The organism is Permianibacter aggregans (assembly GCF_009756665.1).
Classification (GTDB): Bacteria; Pseudomonadota; Gammaproteobacteria; order Enterobacterales; family Permianibacteraceae; genus Permianibacter; species Permianibacter aggregans.
The window spans coordinates 3746374-3767371 of the sequence record NZ_CP037953.1 but is presented as its reverse complement, the minus strand read 5'-3'; the positions used below and the strand labels follow the sequence as shown (position 1 = coordinate 3767371).

Below are 20998 nucleotides of genomic sequence, written 5' to 3'. Positions count from 1 at the left end.
GCTCACTACCGGTGACTACGTTACGTAGTCAGATGTACCAATACTGTTCGACTGCCCGGATGATGCCGGTGTTCCCACAGGTAAATGCCCTGCCAGGTACCGAGCGCCAATCCGCCATCAATAACCGGTATCGACAGACTGACCGCGGTCAGCGCGGCCTTGATGTGCGCAGGCATGTCATCAGCGCCTTCCAAGGTGTGCTCGTAGAGTTCATCGTGTTCCGGCACCAAGCGATTTAGCCAACGCTCCAGGTCGCTTTTCGCGGTTGGGTCGGCATTTTCCTGAATCAGTAGGCTGCAGGACGTGTGACGGACAAACAGCGTGCACAAACCCTCCCGCACGCCGCTGTCACGCACCAGCGTCTGCACTTTATCCGTGAACTCGTGCAGCCCCTGTCGTTTCGGCTGCAGGGAAAGTTGTCGTATCATGCGCCGCTCATCTCTGTGTCTCGGGAGCCTGGCCGCGTCAGGCTGATATATCGGTCATTCCCGCGTAGGCGGGAATCCATTGTTTTTCAACATTCTGGATACCCGCCTTCGCGGGTATGACAAAAAGTTTAATCGCGACTTTCTCGCTGCGATCTTCGCGTTTATCGAATCCAAGGTCCAGCACCAAGCTCATTTCACCGTGGAGCACACTAAGCAATGAATCTATTACTGCTCTCCTCCTCACGCGCTGGCGACAGCGGTTATCTGGAACATGCCCGCACGACATTGGCCGAGCATTTCGGCGAGCGCGAAGTGCTGTTCATTCCGTTCGCAGGTGTCACCATTGATTGGGACGCCTACTTGGAACGGGTACGCGAAGCCCTGGACCCGGTAGGCATTCGGGTAAGCGGCATTCACAAGGCGATTGACGCGAAAAAAGCCGTTGAAGAAGCAGACGCAATCGCCGTCGGTGGCGGCAATACTTTTCACTTGTTAAAGACGATTTACGATTGGGATTTGCTCGAGCGTATCCGCGACAAAGTGCAAAGCGGAACACCGTATGCGGGTTGGAGCGCCGGCAGCAACATCAGCGCACCAACTATCTGCACCACCAACGACATGCCCATCGTGCAGCCACCAAGCTTTGCCGCATTGAATCTACTGCCATTCCAAATCAACCCGCACTACACCGATGTGATGCCTGCCAACTTTCATGGCGAAACGCGGGCACAGCGTTTGGAAGAATATTTGACTGCAAACCCAAATCAGCAAGTGATTGCCTTGCCAGAGGGAACCGGACTTTTGCGACGCGGCAACAAGCTGGAGCGCGTGGGCGAAGCGGAGTTGTTGAGGTTTGTCGCGAAGAAGCCAGTGCAGAAACTGAGCGAGAAGGATTTGAGTTTCCTGCTTCAGTAATTGAATGTTCGTGTCTTGAAAGGAACGAAGCCACCTACATCGAAAAGAAACAATGGGGTCCCCGTATGCGCCAGCCGGCAACGAGCATTCGGAGGCCGGGTACGCCAGCTGGGGTTCGCGCGGATAAATAGCGAAGTACCAATGTACTTCGCGCCGCGCGAACGGGCTGAGCTCTGCGAAGCCCCGGGGTGCTGGCGTAGCACTGATAAGGCATGGATGCCGCGTCAGTGCGGCCCGAGCCGGAGAGTGCTTGTTGCCGGAGCTGCCTGGTCGAAGCAACGCAACTCACCTGGCGCTTCGGGGCGTGCTTCTTTTGCCTACTTTTCTTGCACGAGCAAGAAAAAAGCGCAGGAGCGCTTTTTCGTGCAAACCTGAAAGGTACAGCACATGGATGTGCTGTACAAAAGTAGGGCGACCGCCGGGGCGAATCCCGGCATTCTCAAAAGTCAAAAGTAACTCAAGTGCTGAAGCAAACCAGAAAATCAAAACTTATAAACCACCATAAAATGAATCCGATCCAAATCCCCATCAGCCCCATTCTCGGTTTCCCGCACGGCGTGTGACAATTCCACCCCAACATCCAGTTTTGGCATTGGCGAATTAATCAAGTTAACCCGAATCGAATTGACATCAGAAGTCGTAGTCCCGGCCGTCAACGCCGAGTCGTTATCCGCCGCCAATATCGAATAACTGAATGTTGAGCGCCAATCGCCACCCCAAACATGCCGCCAGGCAATGAACGCCGAGAACAGGTCAATGGCATCCAAATCTCCGCTGGCATCGCGCACGGCGTCCTGAATGGTATTGATGCCGACATAGCGGCCAATACCGGAACCATAGTTGACCGCCATGCGCAGATCATTGCGATCATTCAACATGATTTTTGAACTCAGCGCGACACCAAAACCGGTTTCAGTAGAGTCAAATGCACCATTATCCTCACCAAGCTGGCGCAACAAACCGGCGACGCCGATATGACCCCAGTCAGTTTTGATGTTGTAGCGCAGAACGACGTCCGGCAGCGCATTGTCATCAGTGGCAACCGAACTGCTAGTCTGGAATGGGTTGACGGTGGTTTCCGGATTCTCCAGCGAAACCGTAAATGCACCACTGGTGTAACGAAGCTGCGCTTGGCGTACGAACACCGTCGATTCCGATGGACCAATGAAATCGACCGCCTCTGGCAGCACGCCGACGTCCATGAAGTTGCTCCAACTCTGGCCGGCCAGCCAGTTGCCCCATTTCACCCAGGCATGACGCAGCTCCGGCTCATAACCGTTGGTTGAGCGCTCGTTTCCGTCTGCAGTAACCATGAAATCCATTTCCAGAAAGGTCTGGATTTTTTCACCATTGTCGAATGTCGTGGTCGTGCCAAAGTTGAAACGCGTTTGCTTGGCGTGTGCGTCAAACGCGCTATAACTGTCACCCGTTCCGACCGGAATGCTGCTCGGTACATAAAAATCACGTCCTGCCCCCGTGCCGACCCGTCCTGCGCTAAAATCGGAATGCATCGCCTCCAGCTTGATGAATCCGCCGTAGGTGAATGTGGTATTCGTTTCTGCCATTACCGCTGTGCTGCCGCAGGCGGCAATAATGGCCAATGAGAGTGCCCCGAGTGGTCTTGTCATGCTGTTATCTCCTCCGTTGCGTGGCGCTAACGGTATAACCATCCCAACTCGTACCGACTATTCTCCAATGGTCGAGACTAGACCAAGGTCGAATGGGAACTGACCTCCCCCGGCTGGGACACTTGGCACTGCAACATTAAAGATCAAACAAGGAGTTGGCCCGACATGACACAGAGCATTTACCCCGTTCCTGAAGACTTTGCCCGCGACGCTTCCGTTTCCGCCGAGCAATACAAAAAAGATTATCAACACTCGATTACCGACCCGGATGCTTATTGGGGTGAGATCGGCAAATGCGTCGACTGGTATCGCAGCTACAGCAAAGTCAAGAACGTGTCCTGGGACGCCAATGATCTGTTCATCAAGTGGTATGAAGACGGCACGCTGAACTTAAGTTACAACTGCCTCGATCGTCATGTTGCCAAACATCCGGATCGCACCGCGATCATTTGGGAAGGTGATCACCCGGCCGAGCATCGTTATATTTCCTATCGCGAATTGCTCGCGGAAGTGTGCCGTCTAGGCAACGCGATGCGCAGGCTCGGCGTCAAGAAAGGCGATCGGGTCACGATTTACATGCCGATGGTGCCGCAAGCGGCGGTCGCGATGCTCGCTTGTGCCCGCATCGGCGCCGTGCACTCAGTTGTATTCGGCGGCTTCTCACCGGATTCATTGGCCGGCCGCATCGCCGATTGCGATTCATCCATCGTCATCACTGCCGACGAAGGCCTGCGCGGTGGCAAGAAAATTCCATTGAAAGCCAACGTCGATGCGGCGCTGGCGCGCAGCGAGTGTTCCGGCGTCAAGAACGTCATCGTCGTGCGTCGTACCGGCGGCGAGATTTCCTGGAAAACCCAGCGCGACGTCTGGTACCACGATTTACTGGTTGGCGAATCGACGCAATGCGAACCGGAAGTGATGGACGCTGAAGATCCGCTGTTCATCCTGTACACCTCCGGCTCCACCGGCAAACCGAAAGGCGTGCTGCACACCACCGGCGGCTACCTCGTTTACGTCACGCACACGTTCCGGCATGTGTTCGATATCAAACCGGATGATATTTACTGGTGTACCGCCGATGTTGGCTGGATTACTGGCCACAGTTATCTGCTGTATGGCGCGCTGTCGAATGGCGCCAGCACGGTATTTTTCGAAAGCGTACCAAACTACCCGGACTGGAGCCGCATCGGCCAGGTCGTCGATAAACACCAAATCACCATTCTCTACACGGCGCCGACCGCGATCCGCGCCATGATGCGTGAAGGCGATCAGTGGGTGCGTTTGTCGAATCGCAAATCACTGCGTCTGCTCGGCTCTGTCGGTGAGCCGATCAACCCGGAAGCATGGCGCTGGTATTACGAAGTGGTGGGCGAGTCACGCTGCCCGATTGTCGATACCTGGTGGCAAACCGAAACCGGCGGCATGCTGATTTCGCCGTTGCCAGGGGCGACGCCGCTGAAGCCAGGCTCAGCCACGAAACCGCTGTTTGGCGTTGAACCGGCAATTGTCGATGGCGAAGGCAAGGAACTGACCGGCGCCTGCGAAGGTAACCTGATCATCAAGGATTCCTGGCCGGGGCAAATGCGCACCGTTTACGGCGATCACAAGCGCTTCATTGAAACCTATTTCTCGACCTTCCCCGGTCGCTATTTCACCGGCGATGGCGCTCGCCGCGATGAAGATGGTTATTACTGGATCACTGGTCGCGTCGACGACGTGCTGAACGTATCCGGTCACCGTCTCGGCACCGCCGAAGTGGAAAGCGCGCTGGTTGCGCACCCGAAAGTCGCCGAAGCTGCGGTCGTTGGCATGCCGCATGACATCAAAGGCCAGGGCATTTACGCCTACGTGACGCTGCAAGTGGGTGTCGAAGGTGACGCCACACTGCGTAAAGAGCTGATCGACTGGGTACGCCGCGAAATCGGCCCAATTGCCACACCCGATGTCATTCAATGGGCCAGTGGTTTGCCGAAAACCCGCTCGGGAAAAATCATGCGCCGCATCCTGCGTAAAATCGCCGCCGATGAAACCGAAAATCTCGGCGACACCTCGACGCTGGCCGATCCGGCCGTTGTCGATCAATTGCTTGATGGCGCGCATAAACTGAAGTCAGGCAAGTAACCGAACGATGGAAATGTCCGGAAGAATCCGGACCTACCAAGCTCGGCAGGTTCGAATTCATTCACACAACAACCCGTACAACCCTGTTCGGAAGAATCCGCACCTGCCAAAATCAGTAGGTGCGAGTTCATTCGCACGATAACCCGGACCATCCTGTCCGAATGAATCCGGACCTACCCAACTCGGTAGGTGCGAATTCATTCGCACAGCCAACGTATTGAGCACTCAGTGCCATGGTTTTCAGATGTTCACTTGAAAGAGTTGATCGACGATGAAAGTCTTGCTGGCCGACGACCACCCGCTATTCCGCGACGCGCTGAAACGCGCGATCGAATTCAGCATCGAGCAGGCCGAAGTCTTCGATGCCGATTCGGTCGCGGCGCTTTATGCGTTGCTCGAACAGCACAGCGACGCCGATTTACTGCTGCTCGATTTGCATATGCCGGGCGCCAAAGGCTTCTCGGCGCTCATTCATATTCGCGCCGCACAACCCGGATTACCGGTGATCGTGATCTCTGGTAACGAAGATCCGGCCATCATGCAACGCGCCATCGGTCACGGCGCCAGCGCCTACATCCCGAAAAACACCGCGCCGGAAACCATGTCATCGGCGATACGGGCCGTGCTCGATGGTGAAGTCTGGTTGCCAGCCGGCATCGATGACAAAACTACCTCAATCGCCCAGGAAGAAGCCGAAATCGCTCGCCGCATCAAGGAACTGACTCCCCATCAGTTCCGGGTGCTGATGATGCTGGCCGATGGTTCGCTGAACAAACAAATCGCCTACGATTTGGGCGTATCGGAAGCGACCGTCAAAGCCCATATGACCGCGATCATGAAAAAACTCGGCGTCACTAACCGCACCCAGGCTGTTGTTGCTGCCTCACGTTTACAAATCGAGCCGAATCATCACTTAATTGTGGTCGAAGACGAATAAGCGAAACTCAAATCTCGTAGCCCAAATAATCCACATGCGGCTTCAGCAACGGCAAGTGTGGTAACAGGTGCGCTCGATAATGTTGCCAACGACCCGATGCTCGTAGATAAATCGGCTCAGCCACTTGCTGATAACTGTTAGTGCGCACGCGATCACGGGTGTTCAAGCGTGCATCCCTGTCCAGCATGGACTGCTGAGCCTCAATGCCGAGAAAATCGCAAACCTGTTGTAATGCTGCTTGCGGGTCGCTGACCAAGGCTTCATATCGCACGTATTTCATATCCGGCGAATAGCGCTCAACGAACGTCTGCCAAATCCGCATGACCTGGTCGTAGGTACGGCTACAATCCGTCAGCGTATCGAAGTGCACGAACGCTTCATTGACGGCGTACTGCTGCATGAAGTTGCTCAGTACGACATCGCAAGGATGTCGCAGCGAAAACAGTAATTTCGCTTTCGGAAACAATCGATGAATCAGCGCCGCATGTATCGTTCGCATCGGCAGTTTGTCGACAATCAACTTGTATGGACGCTGAGGCAGAATTGAGGCAAGGCGTTGCCGGTACAGTTGGCGCAGTTCGTCCAACTGCAGCTCGCTAAACGTATCGAGGTTTTCCGGATAACCTGCACCGATCGCATTCAAACGAGCAATCACCCATTCCAGGGTTGCTTGCTCTTCAATCGACACGACATCCGGATGTACGGCCAACATGGTATCCAGCAGCGTGGTGCCAGAACGCGGGAAACCAATCATGAAACAAAGATCTTCACCCAGCTCGCCCGGTGCGGAGAGTGATGCGGTAATTTGGTTATGTTCAAGCCAGTTCTGAATGCGCTGACAGAGCGCCGGAAACGCTTCTTTATCGACGCTTTGTCGCCGTTGACTGTTCGCCGCCAGCTGATTGCCCTGCAAAAACGCGCGGTAAGCGGGCTCGTATTGCTTGTCCCGATCCAACGCCGAACCCAGCTCAAAAAAGTATTGCTGGGCGAGACGTGACGGCAACTGCCTGGCATCCAGCCGTTGCAATAGTTTGACCGCGTCGCCAGGCTGTCCTTTGCGCCGGGTCAGCTTGGCAACCTCCAGCAGTAAAGCAGGGTGCTGTGCGCCAGTGGTCTGTGCTCGGCGCACTGCTTGTTCAGCCTTCTCTAACTCATTGCTCTGCTCGTGCACTCCGGCTAGCTCAATCCACGCTTCGACATCCTGCGGGTTCAGCTCAATGGCCTTTTGCAGCGCTTGCATTGCTGCGGAAGTCTCCTGGAGCTCGTTCAACAACACGCCATAGTAGTACCAGGCCGTAGCGTGTTTTGGTACCAGTGCAAGCGCTTGTTGATAGCGTTTTTTTGCCTCGTCGAACCGGCCCAACAAATGCAAACTTAGACCGGCATTCATCAATGCCTCAACATCGTCGCCGTCATGCGATAACAATTGTTCAAAACAATCGAGCGCTTCGCGGCCGCGCTCCATGGCAAACAAACTGATGCCAAGATTCAATCGCGCAGAACGATAACCCGGCGCCAATTCGCAAGCTCGCTGAAAGACGCTGATCGCGTCCGGCAACTGGCCAAGCGCACGTAATACGTGACCTTGATTGTGCCAAGCTTCCGCATAGTGTTTGTCTGCAGCGACAGCGCTCTTGAACGCGGCAAGCGCCTGCTCGGGTCGCCCCATATTGTGCAGTGCACGGCCAAGATGATTCTGAGCTGTGGCCAATTGCGGTTGCATCTTCAGCGCCTTTTCGCAGCATTGAACCGCAGCGGGCAAACTGCCGGCAAAGTGCGCCAATATCGCTTGACTGACTAATGCCTCGGCATCCGAACCCATTGTCAGCCGCGTAGCGATCTGCGCGGCTTGTTCATTCCTGCGCTCGCCGATCAGCAACTCTCGTAGCATGACATCGGCATCACGTTGTGGGTGTTGCGTGTACAACAGTTGTTGGGCCGCGGAAAGCTGCTGATCGGCGAGCAGGCTTCTGGCCTGCTCCATACTGGCGCGAGAATACATGAAACGTTTTTCCTGACAGCGCTATATCGCTGGTGATGAAGGAGTTGAAGGCGTCAATGACAGGTCGTGATTATAGGGCTATCGATTCGGGACGCAACGTCGATTACCTGGCGCTGAGAAACGCCCGAAGCGCACCCGGCTTAACCGGTTTACGCAATACCGTGACACCCGCCTCTTTCGCCCGCTTCGCCAGCGCTTCACTGTGATCGGCAGTAATCAACGCACCGCTGATGCGGGTGCCGTGGACCTGGCTCAGCTTCAGCAGCAACTCCAGTCCGTCGACCGCTTCGCCGAGATGGAAATCAGCCAGGATGACATCAGGCTGGGCAGACATCTGCGTCTCGGCATCCATCGAGTTTTGCGCCAGCAAGGCTTGGCAGCCCCATTTGCCAAGCACGGCTTTCATGCCAATTAAAATATCGGGCTCATTGTCGATGCACAGCACTTTCAAGCCATCCAGTGCCTGACCTTTGCTGACTGGCATCGGTTCGTTAAGCGTCGGGAACGCCGCTTCGGCGCGTGGCACATCTACGTAAAACATGCTGCCGTGCCCCAGCTCGGATTGCACACCAATGGCATGCCCCAGCAACCTTGCCATCCGCTCGCAAATCGCCAGGCCCAACCCCATGCCTTTCTCGCCCCAGGGCGAGATTTCACCGGTGCGCTGAAATTCTTCGAAAATGCTGCGTAGATGCACCGGCGCAATACCGGGGCCGGTATCCCAGACTTCGAGGCGCAGCGAATGCGCTTGCCGACGCACACCAAGCAGCACACGACCGCTGCGGGTGTAGCGCAAGGCATTGCTGATAAAGTTCTGCAAAATTCGGCGCAACATTTGACGATCGCTCTGCACCCAAACGGAGGTGTTGATGCATTCGAACTGAATGCCGCGTGTCGCCGCCAACGGCGCAAACTGCAAACGCAAATCAGTAAACAATTCCACCAGTGGAAATGCCGTGCGATTGACCGTCAACGCACCGCTATCGAGCCGGGAAATATCGAGCAGCGCGGACAACAATTCTTCCGCCCCGCGCAAGGCACCATCGATTTGTTTGCTGAGCGTGAATAGCTCCGGGTCATCCGAATCATGTTGGCTCAGCGCCGTGGTAAACAAGCGCGCCGCATGCAATGGCTGCAACAAGTCGTGACTGGCGGCTGCGATAAACCGGGTTTTTGACTGGTTCGCCTGAATTGCTTCCTGTTTGGCTTTTTCCTGGGCATCGAGCGCTTGTTGCAAGGCTTCGGTGCGCTCCTGTACCCGCGCCTCCAACTCGATATTGGCTTCTGCCAGCGCCAGCTCGGCTCGCCGACGTGCAGAGATATCCTGAAAAATTACGTAAAAACCTTGCTGCTGTTGATTGGTGTCAAACTGCGGCAAATACGCACCGAGAGCGTAAACCGGGCTGCCATCGGCTTTGCGTAACTGAATTTCAAATTCCTGACGCTCGCCTTTCAACACGCCATCGATATACGGTTGGCGACGGGCGATATCTTCCGATGACAACACCTGATATGCCGTTTGCCCGAGCACTTGCTCACGACTTTTACCAATCAATTCCAGATAGGCCCGATTGACGAAGCGATAGGTCAAGCGGATGTCCATGTAGGCCAGCAATACCGGCACGTTATCGGTGTACACGCGAATCGCGTGCTCGGACTGGCGCAGGTTTTCTTCGGCTTGTTTGAAATGCGTGATATCGGTAAACGTCGTGACAAAACCACCACCGGGCAACGGCTGCCCGCGCATTTCAATGACGCGACCATCTGGCCGCACGCGCTCAAACACGTGAGCACTGCCGATACGCATATGGTGCAAACGTTTGCGCACATGCTGTTCGACATCACCCGGTCCGCACTCGCCGCGTTCGGCGTTATAGCGAATCAATTCCGCGACCGGACAACCGATGTAAACCATGCCATCCGGGTACTCGAACATTTCGGTATAGCGCCGGTTCCAAGCGACGAGGCGCATATCGGCATCGACGACAGAAATTGCCTGCGGAATATTTTCCATCATCGTTTGCAACAAGCCACGGTTGAATCGCTGCTCCTGCGAAGACTGATCGAGCAAAGCGATAACCAGACCGATATCCATACCGGTGCCGCGCAGTGCGGTGGTCAGCATCATTCGCGATGACGCCGCGCCCATCACACCGGCCAATGTCCGCTCGGCAAAACGAATCCAGCCGCGGTCGGCAAGCTTGTCTTCCTGGAGCGGTTCTTCGCGTTGCGCGGCATAAGCGCTGAACACACTCAGGGCTTGGGCATCGCCGATGATGCGCGCGGTAATCGCGCGCAATTCACCGACCCGCAAGCGACCGGCCTGCTCGGCTTCGCGTGCGCCTTCCGGCGTGACATACGGGTTCAGATAAAACGCCGCGTCGGTGCGCTCCTGCAAGCTTGGCCGGGTGCGCAGCGAGACAATCACATACAAACTGATATTGGCCATCAGACTCCAGAACACACCATGGGTCAGCGTGTCCCAACCTTCGAGCGCGAATAACGCCTGCGGCTTCAGCCAGGAAATATTGAACAAGCCTTCTTGCAGCAAAGTGGTTTGCCAGACACCGCCTTGAATCAACGTTGGTAACAGCAGCGTGTAACTCCACACCACGAAGCCGCCAAACAAGCCGGCTATCGCGCCGCGCCGCGAGCCACCGCTCCAATACAAACCACCCAGCAACACCGGTGCAAATTGCGCGGCGGCGGCAAATGCCAGCAAGCCAATATCAGCAAGATAAGCAAACTGTTCAATCAGTCGATAAAAGCCATAACCAAGCAGCGCGATCAACAAAATCGACAAGCGCCGCACGGTTTTCAGCACGCCCGACAAATCCTGTCGCGATGGCACATCAAACAAACGCCAACGCCAGAGCAACGGCATGACCAGATCGTTGCTGATCATCGTTGACAGCGCGACCGTGGACACCAGCACCATGCCAGTCGCTGCCGAGAAACCGCCGATAAACGCCAACACCGCCAGCCAGTCAGCGCCGAAATAAAGTGGCAACGTCAGCATCGCCATGTCGGGCGTCATGCCAATCGCTTCGCGATGCAGTAGCGCCAGTGCCGCCACCGGCAACACCGCCAAACACACGAGCAGCAGGTACACCGAAAACATCCAGCGCGCGGTTTTGATATGGCGGGTGTCTTCACACTCGACCACCGTGACATGAAACTGACGCGGCAAACAAAACAGCGCGGCAAACGCCAGCAATGTATGAGTGAAGAAACCGGCCGGCACAGCGTTCGGCGCCGCCAGCATTTGCAAGCGCGGGTCGTGCAGCAAATGGTTCCAGTTGCTGTCGAGCTTGCCGAGCTGGTACAGCGCAAACAGCGCGACGGCGACCATCGCCAACAGCTTGATCACCGACTCAGTCGCCACCGCCAACATCAAACCGCGATGGTGTTCGGTTGCCTCAATACGACGCGTGCCGAACAAAATGGCGAACAAGGCCATGCCAATGGCAACAAAAAACGCCGTATCACTGAATAACCCGCTGGCGCCATTTTGCTGTCCGGTCAGCACATCGAAACTCAGTGACACCGCTTTGAATTGCAAGGCCAAGTACGGCAACACGCCGACGACGGCGATCAGCGCCGCCAACGCGCCGAGCTGGCGCGATTTGCCATAACGAGAGGAAATGAAGTCGGAAATCGACGCGATATTCTTGGTTTTGCCGATCAGCGCCAGACGCTCAAGAATGTTGGCGCCGAATAGCAACAACAGCAAAGGCCCCAGGTAAATCGGCAAGAAGCGCCAGCCTTCGTGAATGGCAGAACCGATGGCGCCATATACCGTCCACGATGTGCAGTACACCGCCAACGTCAAACTGAACAACACGGGCCGAAAGCGTTGCAGCGATTTCGGCAGGCCAAAGCGGTCACCCCACCAGGCAACGGCGAACAGCACACCGACATAGGCAACACTGAGCGCCGGAATCAGCCAGTTATTCATCGCTTGCGCCTACCGCCACGGGAACATCCACCACGAACAGCCAAGGCAGCTAGCTTACTCGACCTTAGCCAAAAGTCGAATGCTGAAAGCCTTCCGAGTCGACCAAAGTCGTAAGCCGGCCGCTATGGATAAGCGCTATTGTGTAGCGGACCAGTCCCGGCGTTTATGCCGCGTGCGATAGATCAGAATGTTCAAACGCGCACGCGACATCAACGCTCCCCCTTTACCCTTTCCCACACGGGTAGAGAGGAATTTGGATGACGTCGCTGCGCGACTTTCACCGTAATAGAAGGAGGGAAAACAATGAGCAGCTCCAGCAATGGTTCCGCCAAAGCCTATTGGGCCGCAAACAAGCGCGTACTGGCGCTCTGTTTGAGCCTGTGGGCCATTTTCGGTTTTGTCCTGAGCATTTTCTTCGCTGAACCACTCAACCAATTTGAGTTCTTCGGCTTCAAGCTGGGATTCTGGTTTGCCCAGCAAGGCGCCATCTACGTGTTCGTAGTGCTGATTTTCTATTACGCCAAACGCATGAACTACCTCGATCGTCACCACGACGTGCACGAAGACTGACAGGAGCGCCAACATGTCTGTACAAACCTGGACTTATTTGATTGTCGGTTTGAGTTTCGCGCTCTATATCGGCATCGCGATTTGGAGCCGCGTTGGTTCCACGAAAGAATTCTATGTTGCTGGCGGCGGCGTGCATCCAGTCGTCAACGGCATGGCAACCGCTGCGGACTGGATGAGCGCAGCCTCATTCATCTCGATGGCCGGCCTCATTTCCTTCATGGGTTATGACGGCGCCGTTTACCTGCTCGGTTGGACCGGCGGTTACGTGCTGCTGGCCTTGCTGCTCGCGCCTTATCTGCGCAAGTTCGGCAAATTCACCGTGCCGGATTTCGTCGGCGATCGTTACTACTCGCGCACCGCTCGTATCGTCGCGGTGTTCTGTGCGATTTTCGTGTCGTTCACTTACGTCGCCGGGCAAATGCGTGGTGTCGGAATCGTATTCTCGCGCTTTCTGGAGGTGGACATCACCACCGGCGTCATCATCGGCATGGCCATCGTGTTCATGTACGCCGTACTCGGTGGCATGAAAGGCATCACCTATACGCAGGTTGCACAATATTGCGTGCTGATTTTTGCCTACATGGTCCCTGCCATTTTCATTTCGTTCATGATGACTGGCCATGTTATTCCGCAGCTGGGTTTTGGTGCCGAACTGAATGACGGCTCCGGGCAATATCTATTACAGAAACTCGATGGGCTAAGTACCGAGTTAGGATTCGCGGCGTATACCGACGGCAGTAAAGGCATGATGGATGTCTTCTGCATTACGCTCGCGCTGATGGTCGGAACCGCTGGTCTGCCACACGTTATCGTTCGCTTCTTCACGGTGCCGAAAGTACGTGATGCCCGCAGCTCGGCCGGTTGGGCGCTGCTGTTCATCGCCATTCTCTACACCACCGCTCCGGCTGTTGCCGCGTTTGCGCGCGTCAATATGATCGAAACGGTCAACGGTAAAGACAACACCGGCACGCTGTACAGCGAGGCACCGGAATGGGTCAGCAACTGGGAAAAAACCGGGCTGATCAAGTGGGAAGACAAGAACAATGACGGCCGCATGTTCTATCACAAAGACCCTGCGTTGAATGAAATGAACATCGATCGCGACATCATGGTGCTGGCCAACCCGGAAATCGCCAATCTGCCAGCCTGGGTGATTGCGCTGGTTGCCGCCGGTGGTCTTGCCGCCGCGCTATCAACCGCAGCGGGTTTGTTGCTGGTGATTTCCAGTTCGATTTCGCATGACGTGTTGAAGAATGTGTTCATGCCAAATATCTCGGAAAAACAGGAGCTGCTCTATGCGCGCGTTGCCGCCGCGTTTGCGGTGGTCGTTGCCGGCTTGCTCGGCATTTATCCGCCCGGATTCGTGGCACAGGTCGTTGCCTTCGCGTTCGGATTAGCAGCCGCTTCGTTCTTCCCGATTATCGTGCTCGGCGTGTTCTACAAGCGCCTGAACAAATGGGGCGCCATTTGGGGCATGGTCACCGGTATCGGCTTTACCGCCGCCTACATCATCTACTTCAAGTTCATAGTCGATGCGGCGCAAAACGTCCCAGCCAATTGGTTCCTTGGCATTTCGCCAGAGGGTATCGGTGTCGTCGGTATGATCATTAATACCGTGGTCGCGCTGGTCGTTAGCCACAGCACCAAAGAACCGCCACAACATGTGCAGGACCTGGTCGAGAGTATCCGCATTCCGCGTGGTTCAGGTACCGCTACGCATCATTGATCACCTCTCTCGTTGTGTTGATGAGTTAGGGCGCTTCGGCGCCCTTTTTTCTGCTATGGTTCAAACAGCCTCCATTGCCTGAAACGTCAATGATTAGCGAATTCGACTTTTCCGAAGCACCGTTCAGTTTTCTGACTGCTGAGCAGCAGTCGCTGCTGCGCCGTCATCTGAGTCTGGAGTATTTTCCGGCCGGCACCATCATCGTCAAAGTTGAAAGCGCCGCACCGGGCTTGTATCGGGTCATGAAAGGTCATGTGCTGGCGTTTCAACATCAGGCTCAAGGCCGGCAGTTATTCAGCGACTATCACGAAGGCGATTTGTTCGCGGCTTATGGACTGCCAGAGCAACGCGCCCACTACGAATATCAAGCTGCCGAAGACAGCATTTGCTATTTGCTGAATCGCGATGTCTTTCTGCAATTGCTTGATGAAAACAGCGCGCTCCAGGCCTGGTTCAGCGGCGCGCTGGAGCATAAATCACGGGGCATTCAACAGCGCGACGACTTACCCGAGCTGGCCGGCATGATGCTGTCACGGGTTGGTGAAATCCGGCTGCATCAACCGGTTTGGGTTAATGCGCACGCGACCATCCGCGAAGTGACCGAGAAAATGCAAGCGGCCGATGCCGATGCCGCGCTGGCGGTGATCGGTAGCGACACCGGCATTGTCACCCGCACCGATTTGCTGCGAGCGCTTACCCAGCACAATTTGTCACCGGACTCCGCTATCGGCCCTATCGCCTCCTATCCGTTGATTGCCGTGCGCGAAGAAGATTTTCTGATGCAAGCGCTATTGACCATGACCCGGCATCGCATTGATCGGGTTGCCGTTACCCATGAAGATGGCGTCATGTCGCTGCTCGGCATGAACGAAATCTTAAGTCACTTTTCCACGCACTCGCATGTCATTACCTTGCGTATCGCTCGCGCCCAACAACTCAGTGATTTGACCGCCATTGCCAGCGACATGCATCGACTCACCGCGACGTTGTATCAACACGGCGTGCATATGCAGGCATTGGGCGAACTGATTGGCGCCTTGAATGCCCAGTTGATGGAACGCGTCTTTACGCTGACCTTTCCTGTCGATTGGCAAGACGATTGTTGTCTACTGGCACTCGGCAGCGAAGGCCGACATGAGCAATTGCTACGTACCGATCAAGACAATGCGTTGGTGCTGGCACGCGATCCGGATACCGCCTTGGTGCAAGCAGCCGAAGCATTCAGCGCCGCGCTGTTGCAGCTCGGCTTCCCACCCTGCCCCGGCCAGATCATGGTCAATAATCCGTATTGGCGACGCACCACAGAAAAATGGTCAGAGAGTATTTTTCGCTGGGCGGAACAGGGAGAGGCTGAAGCATTCATGCATCTCGGATTGCTCAGCGATGCCCGTGCGGTCGCCGGTAACGCCAGCCTGTTGAACCCGATTGAGCAAACCATGAAGCAACTGGCCAGCAATAAAATCTTTTTGCGCGCCATCGTCGCTGAGGCACTGGCCTTCCAAAGCGCGTTCACGATTTTCGGCCGCCTGCGCAGCGACCGTTCCGGTATTGATCTGAAAAAAGGCGGCATATTCCCGTTGGTGCATGGCATCCGCGTGCTGGCGCTGGAAGCGGGAATACGTACCAGCAGCAGTTTTGATCGCATCGAGCGTTTGCGCGAGCTGAACATCCTGCGCAGCAAAACTGCCGCCAATCTGAAACAAGCACTGTCCGTGCTGATGCGCTTACGCCTGAATCAACAACTCAGCGACTACCGCTTTGCCGAAGCGCCGGACAACGCCGTCTATCCGGAGCGTATGCGTTATCTTGATCGTGAATTGCTGCGCGACGCGCTGCGCGTCGTAGAACAACTGAAAGAGCTGCTGAAAAGCCGCTTTCAACTGTAAACCGTCATGCTCAGCAAATGGCTCGCCGGATTTTTTCCGAGCAAAATCCCCGATGAACTAGTGGCGATCGATCTCGAAACCAGCTCGCTTGATCCGCGCGCAGCCCGCATCTTGTCAATCGGCGCCGTGCGCATCGCCAAGCGACGTGTGCTCATAGGCGAAGCCCTGCATTATCATATCCTGACCCGAGCAGAAGACGTGCATGAAACGGCGGTCATTCATGGCATTCGCGGTATCGATGTCGAACAAGGTTTACCGATTAAAGAGGCACTGAACGCGCTGCGTGAGTTTATTGGCGAAAGACCATTACTCGGCTATCACCACAGCTTCGATCGCCGGGTATTGAATCTGGCGCTGCAACGCAACGCGCTACCAGAGCTCAACAACCCCGCCATCGAACTCGCCGCACTCTATCAACGCCACTGGCAAAAACGCCATCCGATCACACCACCGAATCTCGCGTTCGAACAGATTTGCGCGCAGTTCAATATCGAACCAATAGGTCGCCACACCGCGCTTGGTGATGCCGCTACAACGGCGCTTTGTTATCTGGCGTTGACGCATCAGCCCTGAAAGTAGCATTGCTTTCATCAATTGATTTGTCATTCCCGCGTAGGCGGGAATCCAGTCTCAGCTTTTCTAGATTCCCGCCTGCGCGGGAATGACATGCAGTTTTCTCTTTCTTCAGTCAAGTGCTCACAGCATCCAGACTTTCGCACCATCCTCACACCGTCACGGCAATATTGCGCTAGGAACCGTCAACAGACTTCGGCCAATATAGTAGGCTTTGTGTTTTCCTCCCGAGAGCTCACCCCATGCAGAAGTTGAAGTGCCTCGCCCTGTCTTGCCTATTCTCTGCAGCGTTCGCCACCCTCCCTGCCGATGCTGCAGCGCCGAAAACCGATTCCTGGACCAGCAGCGTGCAACAGGCACAGCACCAGAGCGGTTTATTCGACCTGTATTGGAACGCCGATAAAAACCAACTCCATATCGCCGTCGGTGCCAACACTGGACCGTTGCTGCTCGGTGCTTCGTTGGCACAGGGCCTTGGCTCCAACGATGTCGGCCTCGACCGTGCCAGCGTCCGTGAATTTCGTTTGGTGGAATTCCGTCGCTACGGCAACAAGGTGCTGCTGATACAACCCAACCAGCGCTTCATCGCCGACAGCGAATCGGCCGCCGAACGCCAAACCGTTGCCGAAGGCTTTGCTGATTCCGTGCTGTGGGCTGGCGAAATCATCGCGACCACCGGCAATGGCGATCAACAGCGTTGGCTGCTCGACTTCTCCTCATTCGTGCTTAGCGATCAATTCGGTATCGCGACGCAGATTCAGCAAACCGATGGCAATGCCTATCAAATCGATGCGTTGCGCAGCGTCGTGCTCGGTGAAGAGCTGAAAAGTCATCCGGAAAATATCGAGCTGGAAGCACTGCTGACATTCGCTGGCAAAGGCGACGGCAAATTCGTCGGCGATGTGGCGATGACCAACTCAGCATTAACCATGCGCCAGCACTTGAGTTTTATCAAAGCACCCGACGCTGGCTTCAAACCGCGTGCCTATCATCCGTACTCCGGCGGTTTTGTTCACAACCGCATGGACTTTGCTCAACCGCTGGACAGTGCCTTGTTGCAACCATTGCAAGTGCGTTTCCGGCTGGAAAAAATTAACCCCGGGCCCGCCCCATCCAAAGTCAAAAAACCGATCGTGTTTTATCTCGACCCCGGCACACCGGAGCCGGTGCGCTCCGCGTTACTTGATGGTGCCAACTGGTGGAAAACCGCATTTGAAAAAGCCGGCTTTATCGATGCATTCCGCACCGAAGTTTTGCCGGAAGGGGTAGACCCGACCGATAGCCGCTACAACTTTATCGCCTGGACCCATCGTGCCACACGTGGCTGGTCATACGGCGCTTACCTGCACGACCCGCGCACTGGCGAAATCATTCGCGGCGTCGTTAATCTCGGTTCGCAGCGCGTCCGTCACGATATTCTGATTGCTGAAGGCTTGTTGGCGCCGTACGGCAAAGCCAACGAAGCCGAACTGAAAAACGAAGCGCAGCAAATGGCCCTGGCGCGTCTGCGGCAATTGTCCGCGCACGAAGTGGGTCATGCGCTCGGACTCAATCATAACTTTGCCGCCAGTGTGCAAGGCAACGGTTCCGTCATGGATTACCCGCATCCGCAAGTTCGTCTCGATGACACCGGCAAAATCCGTCTCGATACCGCCTACGATGTCGGTGTCGGTGCCTGGGATGATTACATCGTCAAACATGCTTATGGTGTGTTCGAAAATGACCAGCAGGATTTGCTGGCACTGCGCCGTGATGCCCGCGTCGCTGGCTTGCAGTACATGGCCGATGCCGACGTGCGCTTTATCGGTGCCGCGAACCCACACGGCAACTTATGGGATTTCGGCGGTGACACACTACAAACCTATGACCAGCTGATGCGCATACGCGGCATTGCGTTAAGTAACTTCGGCCGACATGCGCTACCGCCTACACACAGCACTGGCGAACTGCAAACCCGATTGGTTCCTATCTATTTATTGCATCGCTATCAGCTTGAAGCCGTCGCGCGCTTGATCGGCGGCGTTTCCTACGCCTATCTGAATGCCAACGAAACCGAAGCGCGCTTACAGCCGGTTACTGGCGATCAGCAACGCTTGGCACTGCAACGTATGTTGCAAGCGCTATCACCACAAACCCTTACCTTGCCCGATTCGCTTCGCACGCAATTGCTGCCGGTCGCCGAAGGTTATAACCGTACCCGCGAAGCCTTTGATACCCGCACCACGCCGATGTTCGATCCGATCAGTGCTGCCGAAGCCACCGCCGCCTACACACTGGATATGTTGCTGGCGCCGGAGCGCTTGAATCGCATTGCGGAATACCAACATGGTAATGACTCGCTGCGTTTGGGTACCGTGTTCAATCAGCTTTATGAAGAAGTTTGGGAAAAGCGTGTTCGAGATGACTCGCCATTGGCGCCAGCAATCGATCGCACGGTCAAACTCACCTCGATACACAAATTGATTGCCTCGTATCAATCACCGAAACTGCACGAAACCGTCAAAGCGGAACTATGGCAGCAATTGAAAACCTGGCAAAAAGAAATTGCCTCAGACCGGCGTCGCTCGGCAACCCATGAATACGCAGCATCAATACTGGAAACGTTCTTTGCCGCGCCAGCCGAGTTCAAACCCAGAGCGGATTATCGACTGCCTCCTGGCTCACCGATTTGATCCATGATAGTTCCGGTAGGTTGGGCAGAGCGAAGCGAAGCCCAACACTTCGACCTGTATCAACTTCAGAATGTTGGGCTTATCAGCCCAACCTACCGCGCTTCATATAACGCGCGAGAAAAATAGCCAACCGAATGCGGAACAAGTCAAACTTTGGCAGACCATGCTGTTCTAACCAATTTGGAAAATTATCTCGTATTTCCACATTTTCGAAGCTACCCACTATACTCATCAACCCTCTAATCTTCGCTTTCTGATGGTCTAGCCCAATATGATTTATAAAGCAAACTAAAAGAACATGCAAAGCAACCAAACGATCCCAACGAAATCGACCCTCCCCTTTTGATAACCCATCAAAAAAACGAAATACGTCATCCGGAAAATCATCAGATTCTGCACACTTAAGATACTCGTCATAACTCAACTCTTTTCCCTCACTCTCGAAATGTCTGTCACAAAACGATCTTAGAACATCTGCAAAAAAATGGTCTGTTGCACTTGACGTGTCATAGACCACCCCCCTAAACAGGGAGACATCCGTCATACAGGACCGAATGGCGCCGACATAGCTAGATATAATGAAATCCGTTCTCTTTGCAATTCTCACATCAATGAAGATCGCCTCTTTTTCAAACTGTCTTAACAAAGAAAGTAGGTTAAGAAATCGAAAGGTGAAACTCATAAAATAGTAGTTTCCCCTTTTCCAGCCTCCGCTTACATGAAGCCATTGGTTGTGATGGTTTTCGTACAAATTCCAGAATCTCTGACTTAGGCTATTCGCGTAAATCAAGAACCGACCGTGAAATCTCGCAATGACATCACGTAGCTTTTTTCTCTGTTCATAACGATACTCCGCCTCTAGACGGAACCTAGTTTCCGACAGCGTAAACGACCACGCTCATAGAACGTGGTCTTGCCTTCTGCCCCCTATAAGGGGGCACACCTAGCGACCCTTCTGAGAAGGCTCGCTGTTCCGTGCAAACTCCAACTGCTGCTGATGTTGTTCCTGCTTTTCCTGATATTTCACGTACTTCTGAATCATCTCTGCGTTCAGGCCGACCGTATCGGCGCAATATCCTTTCGCCCAGAAATGATTGCCCCAATACGGCTTCTTCCTTAAGTACGGAAATTCACTGAATATCCGTATCGCAGTGCGGCCTTTCAGGACTCCCATCAGCTCTGATACCGATGTCTTTGGCGGAATCTTCACCAGTAAGTGCACATGATCGACCTGCACATTTAATTCAACTACCTGACAGCCTAGCCTCAAACAAAAGAGCATCACACATTGATGAATCTCTTTTGCTATCGGCCCTTTCAATATCCGAAACCGATACTTCGGCGTCCAGACAATATGGTATTGACAATGCCATATGACATGCGACGCTCTTATAAACCTGCTCATGCTTGTTTCCTTCTGATGTGTTGTGGGGACAACACCCGGAAGGTACTTGCATGGGCAGGCGCTCTAACAGGCGTAGCCGGTTAGGCGATGACCACGTGCACAGCACGTGGGTTTCTTTTTGCTACTAAAAAGATAATTCACCAACCCTGCCACAATGGCAGCGATCAGCGCAGAACT

Annotated in this window: 15 protein-coding genes; 8 read left to right on the top strand and 7 right to left on the bottom strand. The window is 54.8% G+C overall.

Annotation, left to right across the window (positions count from 1 at the left end; genetic code table 11):
• Positions 1-20: 20 nt before the first annotated feature.
• Together E2H98_RS16945 and E2H98_RS16940 are read right to left on the bottom strand one after the other, a co-directional pair.
• On the bottom strand, positions 21-428 hold the full coding sequence (locus tag E2H98_RS16945; RefSeq protein WP_133593752.1) for a secondary thiamine-phosphate synthase enzyme YjbQ: 408 nt from the start codon (positions 426-428) through the stop codon (positions 21-23).
• 37 nt (positions 429-465) lie between these two features.
• Positions 466-621, bottom strand: a complete 156-nt coding sequence (locus E2H98_RS16940) for a hypothetical protein (RefSeq protein ID WP_157591436.1) — start codon at positions 619-621, stop codon at positions 466-468.
• Between the two features lie 23 nt (positions 622-644).
• Here E2H98_RS16940 and pepE point away from each other — a divergent pair, with 23 nt between their 5' ends.
• Positions 645-1343: a dipeptidase PepE gene (pepE, locus tag E2H98_RS16935; protein ID WP_133593754.1), complete on the top strand. Its 699-nt coding sequence runs from the start codon at positions 645-647 to the stop codon at positions 1341-1343.
• A gap of 482 nt (positions 1344-1825) precedes the next feature.
• On the opposite strand, the gene E2H98_RS16930 is transcribed toward pepE, so the two are convergent.
• Entirely contained in the window at positions 1826-2971 is a 1146-nt protein-coding gene (locus E2H98_RS16930; protein ID WP_133593756.1) for a DcaP family trimeric outer membrane transporter, read from the bottom strand.
• Between the two features lie 165 nt (positions 2972-3136).
• Between E2H98_RS16930 and acs the strand changes: the two genes are divergently transcribed.
• Together acs and E2H98_RS16920 are read left to right on the top strand one after the other, a co-directional pair.
• Positions 3137-5092: an acetate--CoA ligase gene (gene acs / locus E2H98_RS16925; RefSeq protein WP_133593758.1), complete on the top strand. Its 1956-nt coding sequence runs from the start codon at positions 3137-3139 to the stop codon at positions 5090-5092.
• Positions 5093-5363: 271 nt separating this feature from the next.
• Entirely contained in the window at positions 5364-6029 is a 666-nt protein-coding gene (locus tag E2H98_RS16920) for a response regulator transcription factor (protein WP_133593760.1), read from the top strand.
• A gap of 7 nt (positions 6030-6036) precedes the next feature.
• Here E2H98_RS16920 and E2H98_RS16915 read toward each other — a convergent pair whose 3' ends face one another.
• Entirely contained in the window at positions 6037-8031 is a 1995-nt protein-coding gene (locus tag E2H98_RS16915) for a tetratricopeptide repeat-containing sulfotransferase family protein (protein WP_133593762.1), read from the bottom strand.
• A gap of 103 nt (positions 8032-8134) precedes the next feature.
• The gene (locus tag E2H98_RS16910; protein WP_133593764.1) at positions 8135-11989 is read right to left on the bottom strand and encodes a hybrid sensor histidine kinase/response regulator; all 3855 of its coding nucleotides are present in this window, start codon (positions 11987-11989) and stop codon (positions 8135-8137) included.
• Positions 11990-12292: 303 nt separating this feature from the next.
• Here E2H98_RS16910 and E2H98_RS16905 point away from each other — a divergent pair, with 303 nt between their 5' ends.
• The 5 genes from E2H98_RS16905 to E2H98_RS16885 all read left to right on the top strand — a co-directional run bounded on the left by E2H98_RS16905 (position 12293) and on the right by E2H98_RS16885 (position 19416).
• Positions 12293-12559: a DUF4212 domain-containing protein gene (locus E2H98_RS16905; protein WP_133593766.1), complete on the top strand. Its 267-nt coding sequence runs from the start codon at positions 12293-12295 to the stop codon at positions 12557-12559.
• A 13-nt stretch (positions 12560-12572) separates the two neighbouring features.
• Positions 12573-14285: a sodium:solute symporter family protein gene (locus E2H98_RS16900; protein WP_133593768.1), complete on the top strand. Its 1713-nt coding sequence runs from the start codon at positions 12573-12575 to the stop codon at positions 14283-14285.
• A gap of 89 nt (positions 14286-14374) precedes the next feature.
• Entirely contained in the window at positions 14375-16171 is a 1797-nt protein-coding gene (locus E2H98_RS16895; protein WP_133593770.1) for a DUF294 nucleotidyltransferase-like domain-containing protein, read from the top strand.
• Between the two features lie 6 nt (positions 16172-16177).
• Positions 16178-16744, top strand: a complete 567-nt coding sequence (locus E2H98_RS16890; RefSeq protein WP_133593772.1) for an exonuclease domain-containing protein — start codon at positions 16178-16180, stop codon at positions 16742-16744.
• Between the two features lie 242 nt (positions 16745-16986).
• A complete protein-coding gene (locus tag E2H98_RS16885) occupies positions 16987-19416 on the top strand; it encodes a zinc-dependent metalloprotease (RefSeq protein WP_133593774.1) in 2430 nt (809 codons plus the stop codon).
• Between the two features lie 82 nt (positions 19417-19498).
• On the opposite strand, the gene E2H98_RS16880 is transcribed toward E2H98_RS16885, so the two are convergent.
• Complete coding sequence (locus E2H98_RS16880; protein ID WP_133593776.1) at positions 19499-20098, bottom strand: hypothetical protein; 600 nt, start codon at positions 20096-20098, stop codon at positions 19499-19501.
• Between the two features lie 261 nt (positions 20099-20359).
• Entirely contained in the window at positions 20360-20821 is a 462-nt protein-coding gene (gene tnpA, locus E2H98_RS16875; RefSeq protein ID WP_133590721.1) for an IS200/IS605 family transposase, read from the bottom strand.
• Between the last annotated feature and the right edge of the window lie 177 nt (positions 20822-20998).